The sequence below is a fragment of the Paenibacillus sp. MDMC362 genome, assembly GCF_003269305.1.
GTDB lineage: Bacteria > Bacillota > Bacilli > Paenibacillales > Paenibacillaceae > Paenibacillus_AQ.
The window spans coordinates 1-25,790 of record NZ_QLYT01000025.1; the positions used below are offsets into that span (position 1 = coordinate 1).

The 25,790-nt window shown below is 47.6% G+C and carries 19 protein-coding genes and 1 riboswitch; of the genes, 17 read left to right on the forward strand and 2 right to left on the reverse strand.

Going from position 1 to position 25,790, the window contains the following annotated elements:
* The first annotated feature begins 35 nt into the window (after window positions 1-35).
* From DP091_RS13995 to catA, 3 genes are all read left to right on the forward strand, one after another.
* The gene (locus DP091_RS13995) at window positions 36-650 is read left to right on the forward strand and encodes a histidine phosphatase family protein (RefSeq protein ID WP_113058875.1); all 615 of its coding nucleotides are present in this window, start codon (window positions 36-38) and stop codon (window positions 648-650) included.
* A 182-nt stretch (window positions 651-832) separates the two neighbouring features.
* Window positions 833-3,043 carry a stalk domain-containing protein gene (locus tag DP091_RS14000; protein ID WP_113058876.1) on the forward strand — a complete coding sequence of 737 codons (2,211 nt, stop codon included), beginning with the start codon at window positions 833-835 and terminating at the stop codon, window positions 3,041-3,043.
* Between the two features lie 400 nt (window positions 3,044-3,443).
* A complete protein-coding gene (catA, locus tag DP091_RS14005) occupies window positions 3,444-4,097 on the forward strand; it encodes a type A chloramphenicol O-acetyltransferase (protein ID WP_113058877.1) in 654 nt (217 codons plus the stop codon).
* 833 nt (window positions 4,098-4,930) lie between these two features.
* Here the strand turns inward: catA and DP091_RS14015 are convergent.
* A complete protein-coding gene (locus DP091_RS14015) occupies window positions 4,931-6,136 on the reverse strand; it encodes an MFS transporter (protein WP_113058879.1) in 1,206 nt (401 codons plus the stop codon).
* A gap of 132 nt (window positions 6,137-6,268) precedes the next feature.
* On the opposite strand from DP091_RS14015, the gene DP091_RS14020 reads away from it, so the two are divergent.
* The 9 genes from DP091_RS14020 to DP091_RS14060 all read left to right on the forward strand — a co-directional run bounded on the left by DP091_RS14020 (window position 6,269) and on the right by DP091_RS14060 (window position 14,526).
* The gene (locus DP091_RS14020; RefSeq protein WP_113058880.1) at window positions 6,269-7,537 is read left to right on the forward strand and encodes an aminotransferase class I/II-fold pyridoxal phosphate-dependent enzyme; all 1,269 of its coding nucleotides are present in this window, start codon (window positions 6,269-6,271) and stop codon (window positions 7,535-7,537) included.
* 168 nt (window positions 7,538-7,705) lie between these two features.
* Complete coding sequence (locus DP091_RS14025; protein ID WP_113058881.1) at window positions 7,706-8,518, forward strand: helix-turn-helix transcriptional regulator; 813 nt, start codon at window positions 7,706-7,708, stop codon at window positions 8,516-8,518.
* 120 nt (window positions 8,519-8,638) lie between these two features.
* Complete coding sequence (locus DP091_RS14030; RefSeq protein ID WP_113058882.1) at window positions 8,639-9,064, forward strand: VOC family protein; 426 nt, start codon at window positions 8,639-8,641, stop codon at window positions 9,062-9,064.
* Window positions 9,065-9,097: 33 nt separating this feature from the next.
* A riboswitch (purine riboswitch) is annotated at window positions 9,098-9,197 on the forward strand.
* 69 nt (window positions 9,198-9,266) lie between these two features.
* A complete protein-coding gene (locus DP091_RS14035) occupies window positions 9,267-10,430 on the forward strand; it encodes an MFS transporter (RefSeq protein WP_113058883.1) in 1,164 nt (387 codons plus the stop codon).
* 402 nt (window positions 10,431-10,832) lie between these two features.
* On the forward strand, window positions 10,833-11,309 hold the full coding sequence (locus DP091_RS14040) for a MarR family transcriptional regulator (RefSeq protein WP_113058884.1): 477 nt from the start codon (window positions 10,833-10,835) through the stop codon (window positions 11,307-11,309).
* A gap of 75 nt (window positions 11,310-11,384) precedes the next feature.
* Window positions 11,385-11,969 carry a nitroreductase family protein gene (locus DP091_RS14045; RefSeq protein WP_113058885.1) on the forward strand — a complete coding sequence of 195 codons (585 nt, stop codon included), beginning with the start codon at window positions 11,385-11,387 and terminating at the stop codon, window positions 11,967-11,969.
* Window positions 11,966-12,412, forward strand: coding sequence for a nitroreductase family protein (locus DP091_RS14050; protein WP_181469804.1), 447 nt, complete (start codon window positions 11,966-11,968; stop codon window positions 12,410-12,412). The genes DP091_RS14045 and DP091_RS14050 overlap by 4 nt, the downstream gene beginning before the upstream one ends.
* Window positions 12,413-12,657: 245 nt before the next feature.
* Window positions 12,658-13,575, forward strand: coding sequence for an HPr(Ser) kinase/phosphatase (hprK, locus tag DP091_RS14055; RefSeq protein WP_071218491.1), 918 nt, complete (start codon window positions 12,658-12,660; stop codon window positions 13,573-13,575).
* A 159-nt stretch (window positions 13,576-13,734) separates the two neighbouring features.
* Window positions 13,735-14,526: a DUF2935 domain-containing protein gene (locus DP091_RS14060; RefSeq protein ID WP_113058886.1), complete on the forward strand. Its 792-nt coding sequence runs from the start codon at window positions 13,735-13,737 to the stop codon at window positions 14,524-14,526.
* 242 nt (window positions 14,527-14,768) lie between these two features.
* Here the strand turns inward: DP091_RS14060 and DP091_RS14065 are convergent, their stop codons facing one another.
* Window positions 14,769-16,028 carry an MFS transporter gene (locus DP091_RS14065; protein WP_113058887.1) on the reverse strand — a complete coding sequence of 420 codons (1,260 nt, stop codon included), beginning with the start codon at window positions 16,026-16,028 and terminating at the stop codon, window positions 14,769-14,771.
* Between the two features lie 116 nt (window positions 16,029-16,144).
* Between DP091_RS14065 and DP091_RS14070 the strand changes: the two genes are divergently transcribed.
* From DP091_RS14070 to DP091_RS14090, 5 genes are all read left to right on the forward strand, one after another.
* The gene (locus DP091_RS14070) at window positions 16,145-16,945 is read left to right on the forward strand and encodes an AraC family transcriptional regulator (RefSeq protein WP_113058888.1); all 801 of its coding nucleotides are present in this window, start codon (window positions 16,145-16,147) and stop codon (window positions 16,943-16,945) included.
* Window positions 16,946-16,947: 2 nt separating this feature from the next.
* Window positions 16,948-17,601, forward strand: a complete 654-nt coding sequence (locus DP091_RS14075) for a M48 family metallopeptidase (protein WP_113058889.1) — start codon at window positions 16,948-16,950, stop codon at window positions 17,599-17,601.
* A 253-nt stretch (window positions 17,602-17,854) separates the two neighbouring features.
* A complete protein-coding gene (locus DP091_RS14080; protein WP_113058890.1) occupies window positions 17,855-18,457 on the forward strand; it encodes a histidine phosphatase family protein in 603 nt (200 codons plus the stop codon).
* Between the two features lie 76 nt (window positions 18,458-18,533).
* A complete protein-coding gene (locus DP091_RS14085; protein WP_113058891.1) occupies window positions 18,534-21,128 on the forward strand; it encodes a winged helix-turn-helix domain-containing protein in 2,595 nt (864 codons plus the stop codon).
* Window positions 21,129-21,281: 153 nt separating this feature from the next.
* Window positions 21,282-25,721, forward strand: a complete 4,440-nt coding sequence (locus DP091_RS14090; protein ID WP_113058892.1) for an S-layer homology domain-containing protein — start codon at window positions 21,282-21,284, stop codon at window positions 25,719-25,721.
* Window positions 25,722-25,790: the final 69 nt, after the last annotated feature.

The window sequence follows — 25,790 nt, forward strand, 5'->3', positions numbered from 1 at the left end:
GTTATAGAGAGTAAAGGAGAACAGGGGGATGTGACGTGGTTGAAATTCTGGTCGTCAGACATGGACAATCGGAAGCGGATATTATGAATCGGTGTGAAGGAAGGGCTGACTACGCACTGACGGATCTTGGCCAGCAGCAGGCACGGCTCCTGGCAGAATGGATTCATCGTGAATATACTTTGGATGCCATTTTCTCCAGCACGTTAAAACGGGCCAAGCAGACAGCGGCAGCCATAGCTGATACGACAAAAGTCCCCGTTACCTACGATGATGATTTAATGGAGCAAAATAATGGGGTCATCGCCGGTATGCTAAGAGAAGAGGCTTTACTTAAATATCCCCTGCCTGATGGAGGAAGAAAACGGCACGATGCGATCGAAGGCGGAGAATCTGAAGTACAGTTCAGAGCAAGAGCCGAACAATTCATATCTAAGCTGTTTACTACAATTCATAGCGAGCCTGATTTGAAAAGGGTTTGTATTGTCTCACACGGCGGGATGATCACGATGTTATTCCGAAGTTTCTTGAATCTTCCTTATCATACGGATATTCATATTCTGACAGGCGATACAGGCGTTCATCTATGGAGATATGATCGGAGCGGGAAAAAGATAATCGCGGCTACGAATTTGCAGGGGCATCTATCTTGAGTGAATATGCACACCATAATTCCGCTATAGCCATCGTGCTATTGAGGGATTTTTCATAGGTTTTACAATAATCTATTTTATCGTAAATATTATTAACAGATAAGAGAAACTTTTTTACCAAAATTTGCGTCTAATAGTATGACCTAAATAAATATCAAAAAAGGATTAGAAGGAGTTATGGAATGAAACTGAAGAAACGATCATTGCTAACCGTATTGGCTGTTGCCCAATTAGCGGCAGCTTATCCGGCGAGCGCGGATGCAAATACCGCAGACAAACCACAACAGTCAGTCACCCAAGAAGTGTACGAGCAGAACGCTGCGGCAACCAAAGCAGTAACATCCGGGGGTACAGACGCTGCTCAAGAAACAACAGAAACAACCACTACGACAGAGACAGAAGAGCAAGAACCGAATGAAGCAGGAACAACCGAAGTACCGGTTGAGGAAACTGGCGAAGTGCAAGATCCGGCAACAACTACGGGAGAGCAGGACAACCAGAATAACCAGCAAACCGTGACGGGTAAAGAACTTATTCTGTATTTTAATAGTACAAAAATGGTACAAGGCGGCGTTACCTACAATGCACCGCAGCCGATGCAAGTCAAAAAGGGAGTATCTTATGTTCCCATTCGTGCCCTTGTGGACCGTGTAGGCTTCAAGGTCACTTACGATAAGAAGACCAAAGAGACCGTTATTACCAAAGGAACCAATGAGCTTCGCTTTAAAACAGACAGCAGCAAGTATACCGTGAATGGCGTAACGAAAGAGATGAAAGGAACCTCCTACCAGACGAAGAGCACCTTCATGGTTCCGTTGACAGCTATAACTCAAGCGCTCGATATTCAATACAAAGTGGATAATGTAGGCAAGCGTGTCATCATGAATTTGGAAACCAAGCCCGTAGCCAAGTTTACGGTGGGGCCTAAGGAAATTTATGCAGGACAAACTACAGTGACCTATACACCGCAGCTGGAGAATGTACAAGGTGAAATCATCAATGAACGCTGGGAAGGCAAACAGGATATTTTCGATGCGCCAGGCGAATACATAGTCACTTACTCGGTTCAAGATTCTACAGGAGCGTGGAGTGAGCCTTATAGCCAAACGATTACGGTCATTCAGCCGAATCTTCCGCCTGTTGCCATGTTCGAGACCGATAAGTCCGAGTATAAAATGGGTGAGTTGATTACCTATACGAATCAAACTACAGATGACCAGGACAATCCTGAGGATCTGACCTACAAGTGGGAGAATAAACAATATGCTTTCTTCACACCGGGCGTTTATACGATCAAGTTAACGGCGACGGACAAGAAGGGACTTAGCTCCACCTACGAGACGACGATTAACGTGACGAATGAGACCTTATATCAAGAAGAGGATTTCAATATGCTCTTTATCCCGGAAGGGGAGAAATTCACGTTCCTCGGCAATGTGACTTCGCGTCCGAAGATTAGCTACGATTTTTACGACGAGCCAAGCACGTTGATTCGCAGTAACAGTCCGGAAACCGTCAACAGCGAAGGTATTGTGTACCAAGAGACGGCGGTTGGCGATATGCGCTTTATGATTCACCATGTCAATAATTTGAATAAAAATGTGAAAATGTACGTTATTGCAACGAACAAGAACAGCACCCCGGTAACGCTCAGACAAGATTACTTGGGATTTGCTGGTCCATCGCCGATTGCGACGGCAGCAGGCAAGAAATCTGTGCTAAACTACTTCCAATCCATGCAGGACGATTCGAAGCGGACTTCAGTGACGCTTGCACCAGGCGAACAGAAACTGGTTATGACGGAACTGAGCGATGTGAGAATGAAGCAAGGACATGTCATTTCCCTCTACTCGGATATGTACAGTGATCTGCCGATTCAGTTCGATGTCGTGATGATTGATGAAAAATCCGATCCATTGAAGGTTTTAAGCACGCTGCCCATCCTGAATCGCGATGGGGTTCACAACCGTGGAACCTATCCGGATTCAACACGAGTCATCCGTTATTCCGAACTGGTGGGTGCAAATTCCGAGCGTCTCGTACTTGGAGACAATCAGGATGACCCTAACCTGGAAGGTATGGACCCTATGGTGGGGGACATTACGCACAACACGGGTAACTTTGGTGTCCTGTATAAAATAACATTGGATCGCGTAGCGCCGGATACTCTGATCTCGTTTAACCCGCGGGGCGGTAAGTACTCGGGCTATGCCATGGTAAATGGAACGATTGTGCCGATTTATTCCCTTGGGCAGGTTGCACCTGGCGAGCAAGCGGTCCTCTATCGTACAGGCGATTACGAACAAAAGGTTGAAATCATGCTAACGGCTGCGCCAGGAAGCAATTTGCCAGTAAACCTGCTGTTTACCCAAATGCCTGAAGGACATCATTAAGAACTGATTACAATTAGGCTTCACGACTTGAGCATCCGCTTGAGGAGTGAAGCCTTTATTGTTGTTTTAGGAGAATAACAAGAGGTAAGGAGCGTGGTGTGAATGCATGGTTTTGATCGTTTCCTTCCGCTGGGCACTCGAACGCCTCCCCTCGAATTGGTATATCATACGTATCCTGTGCATGTGTTGAGTGCACAAGTACCCAGTGGGCTCATAAACAGAAACCTATTTTTTTTGATGGCTGTATCATTTATAATAATGAAGCTGGGCAGAATCAGATAAGAACGAAGATATAACAGAAATCTGCCAATACGGAATTTTGGAGTGATGGCGTGTGATTAGATCAGTGGATGTTCCCTCCTGAAAATAGAACGATATTATTTTTAGGAGGGCAAAAACGATGAAGTTTCACAATATAAATGTTGAACAATGGACGAGAAAGCCTTATTACGAGCATTATCTTCGATCAAATAAATGCACCTTCAGCATCACCGTGGATATCGACATTACTCGCTTGTTGTATTCGTTAAAAGCTGATGGATTCAAGCTTTATCCAGCTTTTATTTATATGGTTACGAGAGTTGTCAACGACCGGGTTGAATTCAAAACTTCCTTTAGTCCCGAAGGGGAATTGGGTTACTGGGATCGGATGACGCCGAGTTATACTTTTTTCCATAACGATGATCATACCTTCTCCTGTTTATGGACAGCATTCTCGAATGATTTCTATCGATTCCATGATCATTACGAGCAGGACATGGAGCAATATCGGGATGCAAAAGGGCTGTTCGTTAAAGAGAATCCACCGCCGAACACGTTTCCCATATCCATGATACCTTGGGCAAGCTTTAGCGGATTTAATCTAAACATTGTCAATGAAGCAGACTATCTTCTTCCCATCATAACCGGCGGAAAATATACGGAGCAGGGTGGCCGTATTCTGCTTCCAGTCTCATTGCAGGTGCACCATGCTGTGTGTGATGGTTATCATGCCAGCATGTTCTTTCAAGAGTTGCAGAGCTTGGCGGATTCATTTGAAGATTGGTTGACATAATTCATGATAAAAATGAACAAGAAAGATGACTGCGATGCAGTCGTCTTTTCTTTTTTACCAATGGTAGCGAAAGGGTATAACATCCTCATATTATTTTCACGAGTTTTGGTTAAGTACATACAACCTTGAGAAAAGGTAATCCCTATGATCACTAAAACCAAAAGGGCGAAAGGGGACTCGCTATATACTGGAATTCGCCCATCATGGAGGTCAAGAGGACAGAGGATCCGTTATTTCGCGAAAATCGGCCGATTATGGATGTTACGCGGACACACGATCCGCTATTGCACCGTATTCACGGATTAATCACCAAAAATCTCGCAATAGCGGATCTCTTGTCCACATATTGCTGTGAAATGGGTAAAAACAAGGAAATAGCGGAACCAGTGTCCTCAAAGATTGCAATTGGGTGGATATTGACGATACCGGATGGCGGTATCCTAGTGAGGGCAACTCTACGGATGTTAACAATGCCGGGTGGTGGTATCTAATGAGGGATTCTGTTCACGGTTAAACGCTGCAGAGCTGAATAACAGTTGTACGCGGGACTCGGCCTATTTTTGGACACACGCGGGTAGAAGGCAGAAGAGGCAAGATAAAATGCTTACTCCGTTGCACAACGGGTATGCTTTTTTGAAATACCCTCCTTTCTTGGATTATTTTTCCTTTGAAACAAAACGTTATTACTGTGTCGTTATTCCGAAAAGGTATTTGTTTTTAGTTACTGTGGCATTCTTCCGAAAAGGTATCTGTTTTTAAGAGAGCGACCGATTTCCGGCCGGTATCCCAAAATCCCTCTCAACGGAATATGAGAAGGATTGGGGAATAGCGTTCTATGAAGCTTTTGCTGATGTTAACAGCGTTATGTCCAGTTGTTCTTGATCCAGCTGATGACAGCGGGAAGTAACGGCAAATGCTCCGATAGCGAACACTACGGCAGCCCAAGGCAGGTATTCAAGACCGACGTTATCCACGACCAGGCTGCCCAATAGGGAACCAATGGCGATACCCAAATTGGATGCAACCGGCATGAGCGTGGAAGCGAAGTCCTTGGAGCCGGGAGAAGATTCATCCGCCAGGTCAATCAGATATAGCTGAACGGCGGTACTGAGCGCAAAGGAAAAGCAGGCGACCAGCATTAACGACACTAAGGCCGTCCAGGGGAGGGATAGGGTAAGCGCAAGAGCCATCATAATCATCGCTTGGATGGTGAAAATCACTTTCAATTTTACCCTTGAATTGCCTTGTGCTACCTTGGCCCCGAGCCAATTGCTAAGAATTGTGAAAGCGCCGTAAGCGAGCAGAACAGTGCTGATCCATTGCTGTGGAATCCCCATCACATTTTCCAATAGCGGCGTTATGTACGTGTATACGATAAAAACGGAGCCTACCCCAAGGACCGGAATGAAGAAGGCAAGTCGTATTCGCTTGTTCTTGAACAAGGCAAATTGCTGTTTCATGGAGCTTACGCTAATGGTATTGCTCTTGGGTATGACCGCCAGCATCAAGGCTAGCGGGATGATCCCGACCAATGATGTAACGATGAAAGCCGTTTGCCATCCTGCCATCTGGCCGATCTGCGTTCCGACGGGAACGCCAAGGACATTGGCAATCGAGAAACCTCCGATGATCCAGGCAACCGCACCGGCTCTGCGGGAAGCGCTCATGTGCTCGCTGGTCGCGGCAATCGCCAGCGATAAGGTTAGTCCGCACAGCATCGCGGTCATGACGCGAATGAATAACATGACGGGGTACGTAGTGGCAAAGATGGTCAAATAATTAAACACTAACACTGCTATATACGCTGTCAGAATGGTAACATGCCGCGGTATGCGTCCGAGCAGCGTCACGGCAAACGGCGTTCCGAGGGCATATGCAATGGCGAAGCTGGATACGAGGACGCCGGCAGCGGCAAGCGAAATGCTGAGACTTACGCTAATGTCTTTTAATAATCCAACAATGACGTATTCGGTAGTACCCAGTACAAAGGCGGCAAACGTAAAGGCGATAATAAAGATGGTCTCTCGTGTTCTGGTCATGGTTGTCTCTTCTCCTGATTTCTCTTTTTGTATGCTTTGATCTTACGTTATGAAAGGCTTTTCAAGTCAAGCTTGAAATGAGGATTTCACAGAGATGCTCCTCCGCCTTCATGCTATAATGTAGGAAAAAAAGTGGAGTGGGTGGATATCTTGCCGAATCAAACTTCCAAACGCTCATGGCGTGCGGACAAACTATCGCAGATCGGTTCTTCCATATTTGCCGAGGTCAGCGAGTGGAAACAAGAGGCTTTTCAAGAAGGAAGACATATTATCGACTTAAGCATCGGCAGCCCTGACCGTGGCCCTTCCGAGGATATCCGTGAGGTGCTTAGCCAAGAAGCGCTGAAAGCAGATAACTATACATATCCAGGCACAAGAGGAACCATGGAGTTCCGAGAGCAATCGGCGGCTTGGATGCTGCATCGATTTGGCGTGAATGTTAATCCGGATACCGAAATCCTGGCTTTGATGGGCTCCCAGGATGGACTATCGCATCTGGCTCAGGCCATATGTAATCCGAGGGATGTAGCCATTGTGCCGAATCCGGGATATCCGATTTATGCGGGTGCGCTTGCGATTGCAGGCGTAACGCCTTGGTATCTTCCACTGAAGGAGGAGTTTGGATTCGTGCCGGATCTGGAGAGCATTCCGGAAGAGATTTGGGCGAAAGCGACCTTCATCCTGCTGAATTTTCCGGGGAATCCGATTGCGGTCCGGGCCGATCTAGCTTTTTTTGAAAAGTTGGTTGGTTTGGCGAAAAAATGGGACGTCCTGATCGTTCATGACCTTGCCTATTCTGAAATGGGTTTTGACGGCTACCGCCCCATGAGTATTCTGCAGGTCCCGGGTGCCATCGACATTGCGGTAGAATTCCACTCTTTCTCCAAGAGCTTTAACATGGCAGGGTGCCGCATCGGCTTTCTTGCCGGTCATGAGGGAGCAGTGAGCGCGCTGCGGGAGTACAAAAGCAACATTGATTTCGGTGTATTCAAGCCTGTACAGATTGCGGCTGTCCATGCACTGAGTCAAGCTATGGCATCTGCCGATGAGGAACAGGGTGTCGCTTCGCTATATGAACAACGGCGTGATGTCCTCGTGGCATCGCTAGCCGAAGCGGGATGGGTTGTTCCTAAGCCACAGGCCACGATGTTTCTATGGGCACGGCTTCCTGAAGCATTCCGTGATCTTCAATGGAGCTCGCGCCGTTTCGCCCGCGAGTTACTGCTGGAAACCGGCGTTGCGGTTATTCCTGGGGATGCTTTCGGCTCCGAAGGAGAAGGCTACGTGCGAATCGCGTTAGTTCAGGAAGAGGCGGCCCTGCGCGAAGCGGCGTTGCGAATAGGAACGTTTATTCAGGGATGTAATTCGCCGGCACCGAGGACATCCGAACCTTTGTCATGAAAGACGGGAGCGGAGTAACGGGGGATCGGATTGGAAGGTTTACATTACGACGCGTGACGGCCATGTTATGTACCTACAGGTACAAGCAGGGAGCATTAATCTAGTTGCTATAATTGTATTGTTCGTTCGAGTCATTTGTATATCCAACGTAAATAAGGGTGAGCACACTTGCGGAACTATGTCCCTATACAAGCACCAACGATAGAGAACCCATCTTCGGATTCTTCTTATACTTATCAAGAATATCTGCCAAGCCCGTTATTAACTCCTTATGTGGCCTGTTATTGGACCTTGGATTATCAAGCTTCGTCACTTCAGCAGCCGCTTCATCGCATTCTTCCTGACGGCTGCGTCGATATTATATTTAATCTAAAGGCACGGGATGCTTCAACCTCCGGCTTCATTACCGGACTGATGTCATCTTACGAAGCCATGAGACTCACGCAGGATCAGTCACTGTTCGGTATTCGTTTTTTTGCGGAAACCGTTCGCCCATTCATCCATTATCCAGCTTCCGATTTCCGTGAGGGTCCTGTATACTTGGAGGAAGCATGGGGGCTGGATGTGAATCAGCTGAACGAAGAAATGGTCGCGGCTCTGGATTCCGCTCACCGAATGGAATTGGTTGAAAGATTCTTAATGGGCGTCTTAGGCCGGAGCAACGTCCGTACCGAGCCGCTGCTCGAGCACAGCATGCAGTATCTGTACGCCGCTAAGGGGAGAATAACGGTTCGCGCCCTGGCGGAAAAACTTAATTATAGTGAGAGAAACATAAGAAGAACATTTCAGAAGGAACTCGGCGTCAGCCCGAAGGTCATGACGGAGATTATTCGTTTTCAAAACATGCTGCAGGAATTGCATCAGGCCAAGCCGACAAGGTTTTCTGATATCGCTGCCCGCTACGGGTACTATGATCAACCCCATTTTATTAACAACTTCAGGCGTTTATATGGCATGTCACCGAAACAGGCTTTGAAGTGATCGATGATGGAACTCTCGACGTGTAGGCGCACGTTGTCCGTTTTTTACAATCTTTTGATAGAGCCATCGGCGAAAATGTAAAAGAGGTAACGATGATGATGCATAGGAGGTAATGCGATTATGAAGGCACGTATATCCGTACTTACAATCGGCGTTGATGACCTGGAGCGGTCATTGAAGTTTTACCGTGATGGACTCGGCCTATCGACCGAAGGGATTATTGGTACGGAATTTGAACATGGGGCTGTAGCATTTTTTGACTTGCAAGCAGGCGTGAAACTGGCGATATGGAATCGCAAAGATCTGTCAGTTGAGGCGAATGTTCCTCTGTCTCCTCCAAGTTCCTCGGAGTTTACCATCGGTCATAACGTCGGCAGCAAGGAAGAAGTGGATGAGGTGATGGAGCAAGCCAGCAGGGCGGGTGCGAAGGTAACCGTGCCGGCACAAGACACATTCTGGGGGGGCTACTCCGGCCACTTTCTCGATCCGGACGGGCACTTATGGGAGATTTGCTGGAATCCTGCCTGGGATCTTGATATTTCGTAACGGATGTGATAAATTAATCAACGATTGTTGTGCAACTGAATAAACATATTAGAATGTATAACCTCATTAATATGGTCTGAGGGTCTCTACCAGGAACCGGAAAATCCTGACTACAGAAAATGTTTACTCATTTTTTGTAATCAGGATTTTTTTTGTTGATCATAAGCAAATATGACATCGAAGAAAGGGGATTCCATTCCAGATGAATCTGAAGGTATTAATTCTTGCAATTTCGACGATATCCGTTGGGCTGGTTGAACTTATAGTTGGCGGAATTCTGCCGCTCATCGCGGACGACTTGAATATCTCACTCGGTGCGGCTGGTCAGCTCATTACCGTGTTCGCCCTGGTCTATGCCATAGCTGGACCGGTTCTCCTTGCGCTGACGGCAAGAGTGGAGCGGAAACGGCTCTATATGATTTCTTTATTCGTTTTCTTCATCGGTAACTTGCTGGCTTATCTAAGTCCAAGTTTTCCGCTGTTAATGGCTGCCAGAATATTAACCGCCATGAGCACAGCGCTGATTATCGTGTTATCGTTGACCATTACCGCCAAGGTGGTTGAGCCTGCACATCGGGCGAAAGCATTAGGCGTGATTTATATGGGGATCAGCTCGTCATTGGTGCTTGGCGTACCGCTCGGCATTTTGATCAGTGAAGCTTTTGGATGGAGGATATTATTCCTCGGTATCGGCATTCTGTCGATTGGCTCCATGATCTTGATCTATATGTTCCTGGATCGGATCAAGCCTGAAAATATCACACCGTTATCCGTTCAGCTCAAGGCGCTCGGCAAATCGAAAATCGCCGGAGCGCATCTCGCCACCTTGTTCATGCTTGCAGGGCACTACACCATTTATGCATACTTCACGCCGTTTCTTGAATCGGAGCTTGGGCTGAGTCCGTACTGGATCAGCATCTGTTACTTCCTGTTCGGCCTATCCGCAGTCGGCGGTGGGGCGTTTGGAGGCGCGCTCGCCGACCGGCTGGGCTCGCACAAGAGCATTGTAATCATCATTACGTCATTCATGCTGGTGTTGTTTCTACTCCCGTTCTCTACATTCTCAATCGGCGTATTTTTAGTCGTGATGATGGTATGGGGCGCTTTAAGCTGGAGTCTGGCTCCTCCGCTGCAGAATTATTTGATTCAAGTGGATCCGGGCTCGTCCGATATCCAGCAGAGTTTTAACAATTCTGCGCTGCAAATCGGTATTGCACTGGGATCCGCTATCGGTGGCCTCGTGTTAGAGCAGGGAGGCACCGTAGCCAGTACGTCTTGGGTAGGCGGTGGAATCGTCATGGTGTCGCTAATTTGCGCCGTTTATTCCTTAACGAGACCTGCGCTTTCGTTGAAAACAAGCAAATAATCCATTTCTGCAAATCAAAAGGCAGCTGCGACCGCGCAGCTGCCTTTTTTTTCTCCATTGGAAGCATAAGGGATAAACTCGATCTGAAGGAAAAGATACGACTGCCTTTCAACCGGTTATGGTGAATGGGTAGAATTGACACCGCATCAAAATAGACTTAATATTAAATTGTTTCGTATGAATAAATATTTTATGTTGTAATTAGAATACACTTTTAATTCCTAGATTTTTATTTATTCAAATGAAACAATAACCCGAAACAAAGGGGGCGTAATATGGCTGGATGACTGGGAATATCTTTTCTTTCCGGGGTGTAACTTCCACTGTGTGCTCATATTGTTTCTTACGAAACTAATTTTGGTTATAATGAAGAAAACATTGAGTCGAGGAGCTTGCATAATCATGAGTACGAGCAAAATGATAAAAAACGCTATCCATGAAAATTTCATTCAATTTCTGCAACAAAAAGAACAATATGAGAATCGGTTAAGCAGCGCTTTTATCGAAGAACTCCGGAAAATAATAGAGATAGAAGCCACCCTAAACATAACGGAACTGCATACGATCGCGTGTATTGGGGAGCAAGAACCGATTAATGTCACTTCCATTGCCGAGACAATGAAATTAAGCAAAGGGAACACCTCGAAGATAACCAATAAATTATTGAAGGCGGGGTGGGTGCGCAAGGCCCAGCTCAATGATAACAAAAAAGAAGTGTACTTCCGGCTAACAGCGGCCGGAAAAAGGCTTTTTGCTATTCATGATGAGTTCCATATCAAGGAGCAGCAGAGGATGAACGAGTTTTTGGAAAGATATAGCGATTCCGAGCTTGACTTCATTAAGCGGTTATTTGGAGATTTGGCTGACTTTTATCATTAAGAATATGTTCGCTGTTGCGATCCTTGAAGAGAGTTGAAGGGGGATTCAAGCGAGCAATGGCTGGGGGTTGAAAACATGAATTACATGAAGACGATCAGAGAACGAAGAAGCATCCGCAAGTTTAGCTCCACTCCCGTGGACCAGGAGCTGGTGATAGATTTACTCTACGGTGCACGGCAGCTTTACCCTTCCAGAGAGGAAGTGGTCTTCCGAAGCGTTTATGCGGGGACGGCGGATGCGAAGGAACGTTTGGCTTCCAGTATGCTGGAACCCTTGGTGAAGAACAGGCTGGTTAAATGGCTGCCGGAGAAGGTTCGGGATTTCGTTCGGAAGAGGGTCACCGATATACCTGGCCACCTCGTTATTATTGCCTCTACTGATGCGGACAGAAGGAAAAGGGATATGAATTATGCAGCGGTCTGCGGGATCATGCAAAATTTTCAGCTTCTTGCCTGGCAACGTCGGCTCGGTACATTGTGGGACACCGAACCGATGATGCAGAGCAAGGAATTATTCGATCTGTTGAAGCTGCAGCCCAATGAGAGACTGGTTGGGATTTTTCATCTGGGTTATTTCGATAAGGCTCCTAAAGGCAGAGCACGAACACAAGCAGAAAAGAAATGGACGATATTAACGAGCGGAGGAGGGGGCATTGGATGAGTTATAGCGCTAGACCTGTTTCCGAGAATCATATTTTGGAATTATTGAATGTTGCTGTATGGGCTCCTAATGACGGAATGCGGGAACCTTGGCGGTTTATATTTATCGGTTCTGACAACACAAACATGCTATCTAATTTACAGGACCAGGCTCCAGCTTATCTGATATTGGTCATTAAGGAAGATCAGGATCCGCATAAAAGAGAAGAGGATTACGCAGCAGCAAGCTGCCTCATGCAAAATTTCCGTCTGCTTGCTCAGGATCGCATGCTCCATGTACGAATGACGATGAATGACTGGATTTATGATAGAGCATGCACCCGTCGATTTGGTGTTCATGATGGTGAACGGATCGTTGCCGTGCTGGAAATGGGATATGGTGGACAATCCATAGAGCCTGTGAAGGTAGAGGACACACCTGACCTTACCTTTGAGTTGTTGTAGATGATGCTCTGCAAGCCTACGATTAGGATCACATAATATACTCACAAGAGTCGCCAAATAGGCGGCTTTTCGTATTTTATGTGTCACTAACGGTGCATGAATATAGATTGTCGTAGTCGTCATTGATCGCTGATGATCTTGGAAGATTGACGCTGTCTTATAGTATGGAAGCAAATAGGCAGGAAATTTCCTGTTGTTCGTTGAATATATCGGAATACATACTGCAATCGCAGGAGGAGAACAACATGAAGTCGATCACCGTTCAAAGTATTACGGAAATTTTTCATTTGGAAGTACTGGCAGGAGCCAATCGCATGGATCGCATGATTACCCGTCCACAGACGCACAGGCCGGGACTGGAGTTTGTCGGGTATTTCGATTTTTTTCCTATGGAGCGCGTGCAGGTGCTCGGTCGCAAGGAAATCAACTATTTGCTGACGCTTACCATAGAAGAACGCAAGTTACATATCGGGAATATCGTCAAATATCATCCGCCATGCTTTATTGTCACGTCAGGACAGCAGGAGATTCCTTATCTGACCCTTTTCTGTAACCAAGAGGGCATACCGTTATTGCGGACAACAGAGACGACTACGGAATTTATCGCCAAGTTGGACAGTTATTTGGTGAAGACATTGGCACCGGAGATGTCAATCCATGCGGTATGTGTGAATGTATCGGGCATAGGAATCCTGCTTCGGGGTAAATCCGGGATTGGCAAAAGCGAGACAGCTCACACCTTGATCAGACGAGGTCACCGATTTGTGGCAGACGATATTGTTGTGCTTAAAAAGCTGGGCCCTTCGACTCTTCTTGGCACACACAATGAGACGACCCGCGAGTTTCTGGCGCTGCGAAGCATCGGTCTGATCAATGTCGTTCGTCAATACGGGCGCACGGCATTTCAGGACGAAACGCGTATCGTGCTTGATATTGAGCTGTCGCCTTGGCGTGAAAATTCCCTAAACAACGAGCTGGAGGCGGTGCCTCAGTTTACAGAGTATTTAGGCATTCAAATTCCGCATATCGAGGTTCAGCTTCAGCCGGGACGCGACGTCGCCAGTCTGATCGAGGCGGCGGCCAACAATTGGTATCTGAAACAACTCGGATACAGTGCGGCTGAGGATTTTATGAAACGGATCGAAAACGAAATGCAGTCGTAAAGTGGCGCTAGACACAAACAACTGAAAACTTTCAATCCTGTATTTTGTCGTCAATAATGCTCGAGCCGCAATTATGGTATGATTATCCCTTCCGCGTTCTACTCCGCTGTCTGCAGCATATATTTTCTGAGAATAACGCTATTGGGAGGGGCAATTTCAATGAGTGATCCCTTGTATGAGCACCGGTTTTGGCTACAGATTCTTGGCGACCACTGTCGCTTTATTTTTACCGCACTTTCCCCCAAGGAAAAAGGGGATATCGCTACAGCAGAGTCCTTAATGGCTAGATTTGATATGCTGCTTGGGGAGTCGAGGCGACCCGATGCTTCCACATTCATCGAGAAACTGACGAAGGATGCCTATAAAGCCACTTATGAACTGCGCGAGTTCAAGCTGAAATTGCTGGAACGACAGCTTGCAGGCAAAATTGATTTCCTTCTGACACCTTCCTTTGTCAATCATATGGTAAATGAATTGGAGGAATACCTGCGGATATTACAGGCATTACAAGAAGGTAAGGGCGTACCTCTGTTTCATCCCTTGCATTATGATATGGTTTGGCTCCAGGATGCATTTGGCCATGCAGCAAGCCTGGCGGCCGATCTTGATTTTGCTGAAAAGCCGTTAATCGCAAAAAGCATGGCGTTTCAGAAAGATTTTGAAGGCTTTTATCTAAAGGCGGTAGAAATGACGGGTTATTTAAGGACCCATTTAAAGGATTTTCCTGCTATGCGTAAATTTCACGCTGACATAGATCTGGAAATGAGGGTGTTCATGCACTTTCTGGCAGAACTCGAAGAATTTGAACTGCGCGGGGAGGTGCTGGACCGGATTAATCCGTTGATGCCAGATCATATGTATCGTGAAGAGTGCTACTATTTGTCCAAGTTGGCTGCACTGGGTGAAATACAGAATCCGGACTGCGATCCGACGAAGCCGAGAGTCACTTGAGGGGTAAAATAATCGTCCGGCGCATCGTCGAAGATAGAACTCCCTCGCGCTTAGAAGTTACCAGATCTAACAACTCAGGTCCCCATTCCTCATACTTAGTAAGAGTAACTAGTATTTATGAAGATATACACACCTAAATAACAAAAAGCAGCTGATAAAACGATCCAGCTGCTTTTTGTTATTCTCTTTATTCTTCTGATTTTTTCTAATACATTAGAGTTCTGACCTTTCTAGTAGTTCGTCTAATCCGTTATTCCTTGAGAGTCCTTCCGATTATGGGAGGACAAAGCATTAGGCTTCCCCATCAAAACCGAATCACGAGGCAGTAGGAGCGCAAATAACCCCAGCATCGGAAGAAAAGCACATACCTGAGTCATGAGCTCTACACCGTGCGTATCCATCAGCCCTCCCATGATCACAGAGCCTAGCCCGCCCATCCCAAAGGCAAGTCCAAAGAACAGGCCGGCAACCGTTCCCACATGGCCTGGCAGCATTTCCTGAGCATAGACGATAATGACAGAGAATCCAGACATGAGGATTAATCCGATGACCGCGCATAAGACTACCGAGCCTGCAGCCCCCGCATAAGGAAGGAGCAGCGAAAACGGGGAGGTACCCAGAATCGAGAACCATATCATTTTCTGCCGACCGAATCGGTCAGCCAACGGGCCGCCTAAGAATGTACCGGCCATCCCAGCAAACTGCAGTGCAAAGATGCTTATCTGAGCAGTGGTTAGCGGCAGGTGGTACTTGTCCATGAAGTAGAATGCGTAGTAACCAGTCATGCTGGCGAGATACACGAATTTGGAAAACAACATAAGAATCAATATACCCAACACATAGGCAATAAACCATTTGCTGAAGCGACTTCTCACCCCGTGGATGGTGCTGTTCGTTATCCGGGATGGTCGTGTTTGCAAACTGTACCAACGACTGACGCCGAGTTGCAGTACGATGCCGAGACCAGCCAGTAGGATAAACCAGAGGAAGCCGACCTGTCCCTGCGGGCTGATGATGAAGGCGGCCATCAGTGGAGCAAATGCCTGCCCCGCATTGCCCCCAACTTGAAACACGGACTGCGCAAGTCCTTTACGGTGGTTCATCGCCAGATGGGCGACGCGTGAAGACTCCGGATGAATCACTGATGAACCGACCCCGATTAAGGCGGCTGATAGCAGCAAAGAGCCAAATGATGGCGATAGGGCCAACCCTGCCATGCCTAACAGGGTAAAACACATCCCTAGAGGTAGAAGAATCGGCAGGGGTCGGCGGTCAGTGTAAAAACCGATGGCTGGCTGCAGAATGGAAGCTGTTATATTTAGCGTAAAAGCAATCCAGCCGATTTCCGTATAGCTTAGCTGCATCTGTTGTTGAAACATCGGAAACACCGCTGGAACTACCGACTGCATCGCATCGTTGAGCAGGTGTGCAAAGCTGACCCCCAGCAGAACTGCCAGTGCTTTGTTAGGCGTCGTGTCCACCGCCATATTAGTTTGAGACATATCCCCACATCCCCTTATATTTTCTACCCATCATAGCGGATCATTGCCGCAAAAGTCGTAGCGAAAATTGCCTTTTGGAGGAAGCACTTTATGCTATACTTAATTGGGGTGAGTACATGAGAATGCAGATCATACTGCCGCAGCTGGAAATACACGGGTTTTACAGCTCGTTCGAAAATACACCGCATGCGCATGAAGATCAATTTCAGATCACGATTCCGATCAAGGGAACCTGTCATTTTAAGCATGAGTTTAAAGATATGGCACTCCCGCCCGGCGAGGGCATCTTACTCCAGCCCAGGGACAGGCATTCACTGCATATCGGCGACGGATCGGGTCTGGTGATCCTTCGAATTAGCCATGAGCGTTTATATCCCCAGGAGTTTCCGATCCACAGAGAACCAAGGTACAGGCATCAGTTTGACGTTAACCGGGTTTCAAAATATGTAGGGCAGTGGACCTCAGGCATGATGGCACTCGATTTAGCCGACCCTCTGGTGGAGGAAGAGCTGGAGACCCGGATCATAAGCGACCTGCGGGAGTTGATTTGGAAAGGGAACGTGCCGATAAGTCCGCAGCTGGCCCTCTCATTTACGGACTCGAACCCATATCATCAGCGTGTGCTGGAATTTATGCATGCCCACTTTACGGAACATTTGAACATCAGCACGCTGGCTTCCTTGGCGATGCAGAGCCGGTATCATTTTATCCGGTCTTTCAAGTCCCTGACGGGTGTCACTCCATATCAGTACGTACTGCAACTCCGTATAAGAGAAGCAATGATACGACTACAGCAGTCCGACGAGACGGTTACGGATATCAGCTTCAATCTGGGTTTTTCTAGTACAAGCCAGTTTTTTCGCTCGTTTGCAAAATTCACCGGTACAACGCCGGAGCAGTATAGGAAACGAAGTTGAATATGAAAATTGAATTAGGACAACAACAAATAGAATGTCATGTAGAATACGGCCCGCGCCAAAAGATGTCCATCCATATCGATCCTTCAGGTCTGGTTACGGTGAAGGCGCCGAATCATACAGGTGATGATGCCGTGATAAACGCCGTAAGGCAGTATGGGGATAAAATTTTGAAACAACTGCAAGCGATTGAGGCCGCTCGAAATGCTCCGAAGGTGAAAGCATACGAAGAGAGTGGCAAGTTTCTGCATCTTGGCCAATATTATTCGCTTGACGAGTTAATCGAGACCCATGGGCTGACGGAAGATGCGCTCCAACATGAGCTGAAGAAGTTCTACTATGCCAGCTGCAAGAAGGTGATCGGGGAGAGGATTAAGATCTATCAGAAGCAGCTGAAAGTTTCGCCTAAATCCTTTACCATTGAGGAGTCGCGAACAAAGTGGGGCAGCTGCAGCTCATCCAAACATCTCACCTTCAATTACCGGCTTGCGATGGCGCCCCTTGAGGTCATTGACTATGTGGTCATTCATGAGCTATGTCATCTCATTCACATGAATCATGATCGCTCTTTCTGGCGACTTGTTGGCAGCGTGATGAAGGATTACAAAGCGAAGGAAGCGTTCCTCGCGAAGTATGGACACGCCATGACTTTATAATATGATGGAGAACAACAGAATGCGTTAGCATGGACATAAACAAGAGCTGAAATCTGGCCTAAGGAAACAAATCAAGGTTTTAATAACAAAAACACTTGCAAGCTCGAGCCGCCAATTTGGCGGTTTTTTGTTTATTATCCGTTAACCGCGGCGCTGTGTCTTTCCATATAATCTAAAACAATGTAATATCTAATTAGATATTTGTTTAATTTAATCACTATCTAATTGATGATGTATGAAAGGAACTGATGATATGAGCACAGATTTCTATCTTGTCAGACATGCTGAGAAAGAAAAGCGTGTTGGAGATGTTTCCATTTCACCCGAAGGGATAAAGCAGGCTCGTAAAACGGCAAATCATTTTAATAAAATGTCCATTGATATAATGATTAGCAGCCCGCTGAATAGAGCCAAGCAGACCGCTCAGATTGTGGCTGAAGCAATTCATATAACCGTATCCGAGGACAGTCGGTTACGGGAACGTGCGAATTGGGGAGACTCGCCTGGTCAAACGTTTGAGGAGTTTATTGAGATGTGGAATCGCTGCACCAAGGAACGAGACTATATGCCTCCTGTTGGAGATTCCGCAAGAAAAGCCGGTGAGCGGTTGGCTTCCTGCTTATTAGAGCTGTCCCATCAACATCCATACGAAACCATGGTTATTGTGACTCATGGTGGTTTGATCACAGACTTTATGGTAAACGAATTTACCGAGGATGAGTTGAATCATAAACACCCGAACTTTATCATTTCACAAAGTAATCTGGTCCCAGAATGTTCTATAACTCATATTAGGTGTTGTAATGACCGCTTTACATTAATCGATTTTGCCAACACAGCGCACTTAACCCGTTGACAAAAATCCGAATTTCGGGTTTTATCAAGAATAAAACCAACTATAAGGCCCACAGAGGCTAACGAAAAGAGGCAGCATGATACAAGAGAGAGATGAAAGCCATTTCTTGCTTCTAACGAAATTGAAACTGCCCCAGCCCCATTATCAAACAGTTACGCGTCCCCGTCTGCTTGCGCGATTGAATGCGGGACTAAACCACAGGGCGACATTCGTGACGGCACCCGCCGGATACGGTAAAACGACGCTGGTTAGTGATTGGGCCAGACAACTGGACCGCTCCGTCGGGTGGTTATCGCTGGATGACAAGGATAATGACCTCATAAGATTTTGGAACTACTTCATGAAAGCGATCGAGCAGGCCATCGGTAGTTTGTCAGACTCCGTCCGTGCTTCAAACGCAATGCTGAGCCCGGGCCAGTACGAACCATTTATGGTTGCATTGTTAAACGAATTAAGCGGCTTGAATGAGCCGGTTATCCTGATATTGGATGACTGGCATGTCATACATAATACGGATATCCAGGCGTCCGTGTCGTATTTTATAGAGTATTTGCCTTCAAGCGTGCATCTTTGTTTCTCAAGTCGAAGCATCCATGGATTTCTGAAGTCGAGATGGATTAGTCGGGACTGGATCCAGGAAATCCATACCCAGCATTTGTGTTTCAATTTGCAGGAGACAGTGGATTTCTTCCACACCGTGGAGATGGGGGAGCTGCAGAGGGAGCAGATTGAACGAATCCAATTCCAGACCGAGGGCTGGGTGACAGGACTTAGGCTGGTCTCGTTGTCTATTCATCAAGATGAGGGGAGGAGAGCTTTCAAGTACGCTCAATCCACCCCTGAACGTGTCGACCTTTATTTATTCGAGGAAGTATTTGAGTCGTTGGATAAGCCAACGAGGCAATTTCTGTTGAACGTCTCCATTTTACAGCGGATGAACGGGCAGCTATGTCAGGTTATAGCTGGCGAACACGGCGCACGGATGCTGGCGGAGATGGAAAAACGCAACATGTTCCTTATCCCGCTGGATGAGGACAGGGACTGGTACCGATTTCACCATGTATTCGGCGAGTTTTTGCTGAAGCAGCAGCGACGCCTGGATCCGGCTAAGACGAATGTGCTCTTCCAATCGGCCGCAGCCTGGTGTGAATCGCAGGGGTTGCTAGAAGAAGCGATAGATTACTACTTGGCTGGTACCTATTATTCGGAAGCGATTCATTTGCTAGAACAGATGAGAAGTTTAATGGTCCGCCGGGAATTCTCGACCATGAAGGTTTGGTTGTCGGCGATTCCCGAGGAACTGCTTATGCAGTATCCTTACCTCTTTTTTTCGTATATATTTTCGTTGTTGTGGTCTCAGGAACTGGAGCTGTCGGAACGGTATTTACAGCTAGCGGAGAAGCATTATGCTGCTTCCTCGGCAAGCTGGAGTCCGGAAGAGAAGGATCGCTATTTGGGATACTTGTATTATGTCAGGAACTTTAAAGCAACCCAATACGACATGGACATGATCAAAGGGCTGGAGTATATCCGTCTGTCACTTCAGCATAGTCCTACAGGGACGGATCTGATCTTTGCGTCTCCTCATATGCCGCTATCTCCTTCTATATACAGGTCATACAATGGCAAGCGGGGCCAGCATTTGCCTCGGGGCCTTTCGGATACGTTCTTTTTGAGCATGATCGAATTCATGAAACCCATGGGTCTGCAGGATTCGGTCGTAGTTTGTTATGGCGAATTACTCTACGAACGCAACGAGCTGGAGCAGGCGGAGGATTACTTGAAGCTGGGATTACATGGGACGAGTCAGGCGCATTACCAACCAGAGAAGGTATACGTTCCCGCGAGTCTTTTCCTGGCACGGATCAGCACATCCAGGCAGGACATCAGTCAGGCCGAAAAATGGCTGGAAGATGCCTATAGAAGGGCGATTGAGGATGGCGCTAAGGCAGCCCCTATCTTGCTCGATGTCGAATTGGCTCGTCTGCGAATGGAATCCGGAGACTTGTCAGCAGCTGTGGAATGGAGGGATCGTTACAAGGTCTCGTCGGATGATCCGGTATCCGTTTATCAGCTATTCGTCTATATCTTCCTCGTTAGGGTGTTGATGGAGACCGGCAAGAGCCAGGAGGCATGGGCGTTATCTGAGAGATTGCTGCAAATCGCGGTGAAAGGACATCGTCCGATGGACGCCTTGGAGATCCAAGTGCTTCAGGCGATGCTGCTGCAGATGATGGATAAGCCGCAACAAGCGCTGCTCAAGCTGGAAGAGGCGCTTATATTTGCGAAACCCGATGATTATATCCGTGTGTTTGTTGATAAAGGACATCTGGTGGCGCAGCTGTTAGGGGAATATGTCCAACATCGTCAAAAAGGGAATATTCGAGATAAAAACGCGCCTTCACTGGCCTATGTGCGGAGAATATTGTCCGCTTTCGGAGGAACAGCCGAATCTTCGGTACAAGGCAAAGCAACCTTAGAAAAGCTTCTGACACCACGCGAATATGCAATATTTCGTTATATGGAGGAGGGGATGGACAATCCGGCGATCGTTGAAACGCTCGGTATCGGAATGGGGACCTTGAAGGCGCACATCAACCGCATTTACAGCAAGCTGCAGGCGAAAAACCGAGTCGAGGCGATTACAAGAGGTCAAGAGTTTCAAGGTTAATCATCATAGGTGGTAACAGCAGATCCGCCAGTGTGGCGGGTCTCTTTTTGTGAACTATAACCGGGCCTATAACCGGGGTTAGATTCGAACTCGCGAAAAATCCAATATAATGTTCATCGTGGCAACTGAATAACGAAAGGAAGAAAAGACCAGATGAGACGCATCTTCTCTATTTTGATGGCATTATTGCTCGTGATAGGCATCATCCCGTTTCAAGCATTCGCTCTTCCGAATGATCCCATGTCCGGTGATGGGACGGCGAACAATCCTTACATTATTACAACGCTAAATCAATTAAACGCTGTGCGTAATGATTTGAACGCTCATTACAGGCTCGGAGCGGATGTCGATGCTTCGGAGACGGCAAATTGGAGTAATGGGGCTGGCTTTGTACCTATCGGCTACGACGGAAGCGGAAATGACCCGTTCACCGGTGTCTTCGATGGAGCGGGTCATGCCATCCGTAATCTCACCATTAATCAGCCCAAGATGGACATGGTCGGCCTATTCGGGATGGTAGGCTCTAACGGGGTGATCGAACATATCGCTCTCGAAGGAGGGTCAATCATAGGAAACAACCATGTGGGTGGGCTGGCAGGACGTAGCGATGGAACCATTCACTTATCCTACGTTACCGGAACGGTTAGAAGCCATATGGCCACAGCCGGAGGGTTGGCAGGATACAATGGCATTCACGGTAAAATAACCTCCTCCTACACTACGAATGCCGTCACCGGCGCTGATTATGTCGGTGGTTTGGTAGGGCGTAATGACGGGACGGTGAGTGATTCCTATGCGGCCGGCAGGATCAGTGGCGCCTCTATAGTCGGTGGGTTAGTAGGGGACAATGAAGGTGGAGAAATAAACCGTTCATACGCTACGGGTGCCGTCAGCGGGAGCGCTGGACACGTCGGCGGACTGGTCGGTTATAATATTTCTGCTCTCATTAGCCAGTCATATGCCACGGGAACAGTCCATGGTGAAAGTGCTGTCGGCGGTCTTGTGGGCAGCACGGGCCACGGATTGATTGTTCAGTCATACGCCACCGGCTACGTTAGTGGGCGCGATCAATCCGTGGGCGGACTGGTTGGGAGTAACAGTGGAACTTTTAAAAGCAGTTTCTGGGATGCTGAAACTGTCGGTTTGAATAGCGCCTGTGGATACGATACATACGGATCCTGTACCGCAAGCAGCCTCACGACTGCACAGGCACTAACCCAATCGAGCTATTCCGGCTGGGATTTCAAGAATGACTGGTTTATGGTCGAAGACTCGACGCGACCATTCCTTCGCTCCGAATGGTCGGCCGTAATCTGGAACTCGCATCAACTGCAGCTGATGGCCATGGATCTGTCGTCGAATTACGCACTGAAGCAGGGGATTGATTTTGATACGACGTTCACTGACAACACTCGCTCCGATATGTGGGCGACAAGTGCAGGGCAAGGCTTCGGCTTCGAACCCATCGGTAATGGGAGCACTCCGTTCACAGGAAGACTCGACGGTCATGGATATGATATTACAGGCCTTTACATCAACAGGAGCAGTTTAATGAGCGTCGGAATGTTCGGGACTATTGCTGGTGGTGAGGTTCGAGACGTTCATTTGAAGAACGGGAATGTCACCGGCGGCGTTCAGACAGGCATGCTGTCGGGACAGAACGGTCCCGGCAGTCAGATTATAAAGGTCCATGTTACGGGAAATGTTACCGGAGCGGACAAGACAGGTGGCCTGGTCGGGAATAACGACGGAACGATCGGCAGTTCTAGTTCAAGTGCTGCGGTCAATGGAAAAGACGAAGTCGGCGGTTTGGTTGGAAGGAACAGCATGGGGAGTGTAACTGAAGCTGTGTATGCTGTCGGGAGCGTTAGCGGAAACAGTCACATCGGTGGATTAATCGGCTTGAATACGGGTTTGGTAAATAATGCCTATGCAACGGGTCAAGTTAATGGTCAATACAATGTCGGCGGATTGGTAGGACTCCATGATATGAATAGCCAAGTTAACCTGTCCTTCGCCGCCGGAGGCGTTGCCGGAATGCATTTTGTAGGAGGTCTCGTCGGAAGGAATGAGAGCGGCAAGGTGCATGATTCGTACGCAATCGGTTCCGTTTCCGGTCGTTACGACGTGGGCGGCCTAGTGGGAAGGAATGTCGGAGACATCAAGACTGCTTATGCCGTCGGCAGGGTAAGCGGCAGCGGCGAAGTCGGCGGCCTGGTCGGACGGGATTTCGGCACGGTTACGGCGAGCTTCTATAATAAGGAAACAACCGGGCAATCTGATACGGGCAAAGGTGAACCGAGGGTCACGTCAGAACTGAAACAGTACGCACTCTTCGGTACCGAGTGGGACTTCCGCGGAATCTGGGTGTTAAATGAAGGAGCTATGTTTCCTGTTTTACAAGGAATTGCAGCTAATCTAGAATGGGATGCTGCTCCGCCAACCATCTCCAGTGCGAAGATCGAAAGCGGGCATCCGAACAGCGTCATCGTGACCTTTGATGAAGAAGTCAACCTCACAGACGCCGGGGGAATTGCGATTACAACGGATGGAAAAATTTCTACTATTACTCGGGTGAACGGATCGGGAACGGATACGCTTGTCTTTAACGTAGAGAAAGCAATTGAAGAAGACCAGCAAGTTCTCCTGTCCTACGATAAACCATCCGGAAACATTTCCGACCTAGCAAACAATGCGTTGCTCAGTTTAACGGATCGAATGGTCGATAACCTGACTCGTCCCGTTGACCATACACCGCCATCCATCGCTATTACGATGACCACGGCGGATGGAATGAAATACGTTGATCGCACATGGAGCAATCAACCGGTTAACGTAAGTGCAGAGGCATCTGACGAGTCTGGCGTCACTTCATTTACGTATTCGCTTAATGACGGAGTGTCGTGGAGCCCTTATTTATCTGATATCGTCCTCCGCGATGAAGGTGTTCATAACATCTCGTTCAAAGCCGTTGATACAGCGGGAAATGAAACGATTGAAGGACGTACAGTCTGTATCAGCACGACAGGTATACACTTGACACCTACACTAGTAAAGGCGGACGGAAGTGAATATACGAGCGGTGAATGGAGCAGCTCGAGCGTAACCTTGAGCGTCTATGCCGAATCGGCAGTCAGCGAGATCTCCAATCTGACCTATACGCTGAACGGGGGGCTTTCACAAGTCTACGAGAACGAAGCACCCATCGATATATCGAGCGAAGGCGAGACGAACATTCGATTTGAGGCGTCCAATCAAGCAGGCAATATGTTATTCCTTGACATCACGGTGAAGATTGACCATACGCCGCCATCGATTACGATTTACCCTAATGGAAGCGAAATGCAGGTTACATCGGTAACACCGAGAGTAACGGTCATTGATGCTGGTAGCAGCATAGATACAGCCTCGCTGGAGTTTCAGTGGACGACCGATTCGTCCATGCCAGCCACAGGCTGGAGACCGTTTGCGAACGAGGCCACGCTTATGAAAAGCGGCGTTGACGGTGACTGGTACTTGCATGTAAGAGCACAAGACCAAACAGGTAATGCCGTTAACGTGACGTCCAGCCGGTATCGTTTGATAACGCAGAAGCCGAGTGAAGCAAGCGATTCAAATCTCACTAACGGTAGCCATGTTTGTTCACTCCCGAACAACGCCTTTCCTGTTGCCTTGGAAGGGAGAAGCATTGTTTTTGAAGGGGGACAGATTCTCATCCCTGCTAAAGCACTGAATCGACCATTTTGTTTATCCATAAATCTAACACTTCCAGATGGTGATAAATTTCTACTATCTGAAGGAGAGCGAGTAGTAAGTAAAGTCGTTGAGTTTAAGAAAGATGTAACCGGAACATTCGATCAAGACGTAACCATCAGCTTGAAATTTGACGCCAACACCATACAAAAAGGCAGTCATGTGCTCCGACTTCGTCAGTTTAACGAAGAAACGAAGGAATGGGTAGCGCTGGATAACGTCAACATAGACTGGAATGCGGGGACAATAAGCGGTACTACCGACCACTTTACTCCATTTGCAATTTTTGCGAGAACGATTGTGCCTGTAGAAATCGGTGTTGCGTTTACTGATATCAAAGGTCATTGGGCGCAAAAGAACATTGAGCATCTTGCAGAAAAAGGCGTCGTGAACGGTTATACAGACGGAAGCTTCAGACCTGACCGTATGATGAGTCGAGCAGAATTCGCAGCGATCTTGGTTCAAGCATTGGGTCTCGCTAGTAAAGGTAATAAGGAATTCGCCGATACAACGGATCATTGGGCGAGGCAAGCCGTTTCAACGGCGTATGCATACGGAATTATTCAAGGATACGATTCGGTTACCTTTGGCCCTGACGATTTCATTACACGCGAAGAAATGGCGCAAATGGTGGTTCAAGCATTTCAATTGGACGATGCGCTTACCAGCAAAACCTTTGCCGATCAGGATAAGATTGCGTCTTGGGCACGGAAAGCGATGATGATTGCAGTAGATCATGGAATCATGAAGGGTTATACCAACAACATGTTGAAACCCCAATCTCATGCTAGCCGCGCTGAAGCGATTACCGTGATTTGGCGCGCGATGGAGGTAAAATAAAAGGGCATGAAATAACGAGTGTTGAATAAGAGAAGAACTTGTTGGCATTTAGCCACAAGTTTTTTTCTG

Coding starts and splice junctions, on each gene's coding strand:
- DP091_RS14000 (WP_113058876.1), top strand. CDS start 833: ATGAAACTGAAGAAACGATCATTGCTAACCGTATTGGCTGTTGCCCAA.
- catA (WP_113058877.1), top strand. CDS start 3,444: ATGAAGTTTCACAATATAAATGTTGAACAATGGACGAGAAAGCCTTAT.
- DP091_RS14015 (WP_113058879.1), bottom strand. CDS start 6,136: ATGACCAGAACACGAGAGACCATCTTTATTATCGCCTTTACGTTTGCC.
- DP091_RS14030 (WP_113058882.1), top strand. CDS start 8,639: ATGAAGGCACGTATATCCGTACTTACAATCGGCGTTGATGACCTGGAG.
- DP091_RS14035 (WP_113058883.1), top strand. CDS start 9,267: ATGAATCTGAAGGTATTAATTCTTGCAATTTCGACGATATCCGTTGGG.
- DP091_RS14040 (WP_113058884.1), top strand. CDS start 10,833: ATGAGTACGAGCAAAATGATAAAAAACGCTATCCATGAAAATTTCATT.
- DP091_RS14045 (WP_113058885.1), top strand. CDS start 11,385: ATGAATTACATGAAGACGATCAGAGAACGAAGAAGCATCCGCAAGTTT.
- DP091_RS14050 (WP_181469804.1), top strand. CDS start 11,966: ATGAGTTATAGCGCTAGACCTGTTTCCGAGAATCATATTTTGGAATTA.
- hprK (WP_071218491.1), top strand. CDS start 12,658: ATGAAGTCGATCACCGTTCAAAGTATTACGGAAATTTTTCATTTGGAA.
- DP091_RS14060 (WP_113058886.1), top strand. CDS start 13,735: ATGAGTGATCCCTTGTATGAGCACCGGTTTTGGCTACAGATTCTTGGC.
- DP091_RS14065 (WP_113058887.1), bottom strand. CDS start 16,028: ATGTCTCAAACTAATATGGCGGTGGACACGACGCCTAACAAAGCACTG.
- DP091_RS14070 (WP_113058888.1), top strand. CDS start 16,145: ATGAGAATGCAGATCATACTGCCGCAGCTGGAAATACACGGGTTTTAC.
- DP091_RS14075 (WP_113058889.1), top strand. CDS start 16,948: ATGAAAATTGAATTAGGACAACAACAAATAGAATGTCATGTAGAATAC.
- DP091_RS14080 (WP_113058890.1), top strand. CDS start 17,855: ATGAGCACAGATTTCTATCTTGTCAGACATGCTGAGAAAGAAAAGCGT.
- DP091_RS14085 (WP_113058891.1), top strand. CDS start 18,534: ATGATACAAGAGAGAGATGAAAGCCATTTCTTGCTTCTAACGAAATTG.
- DP091_RS14090 (WP_113058892.1), top strand. CDS start 21,282: ATGAGACGCATCTTCTCTATTTTGATGGCATTATTGCTCGTGATAGGC.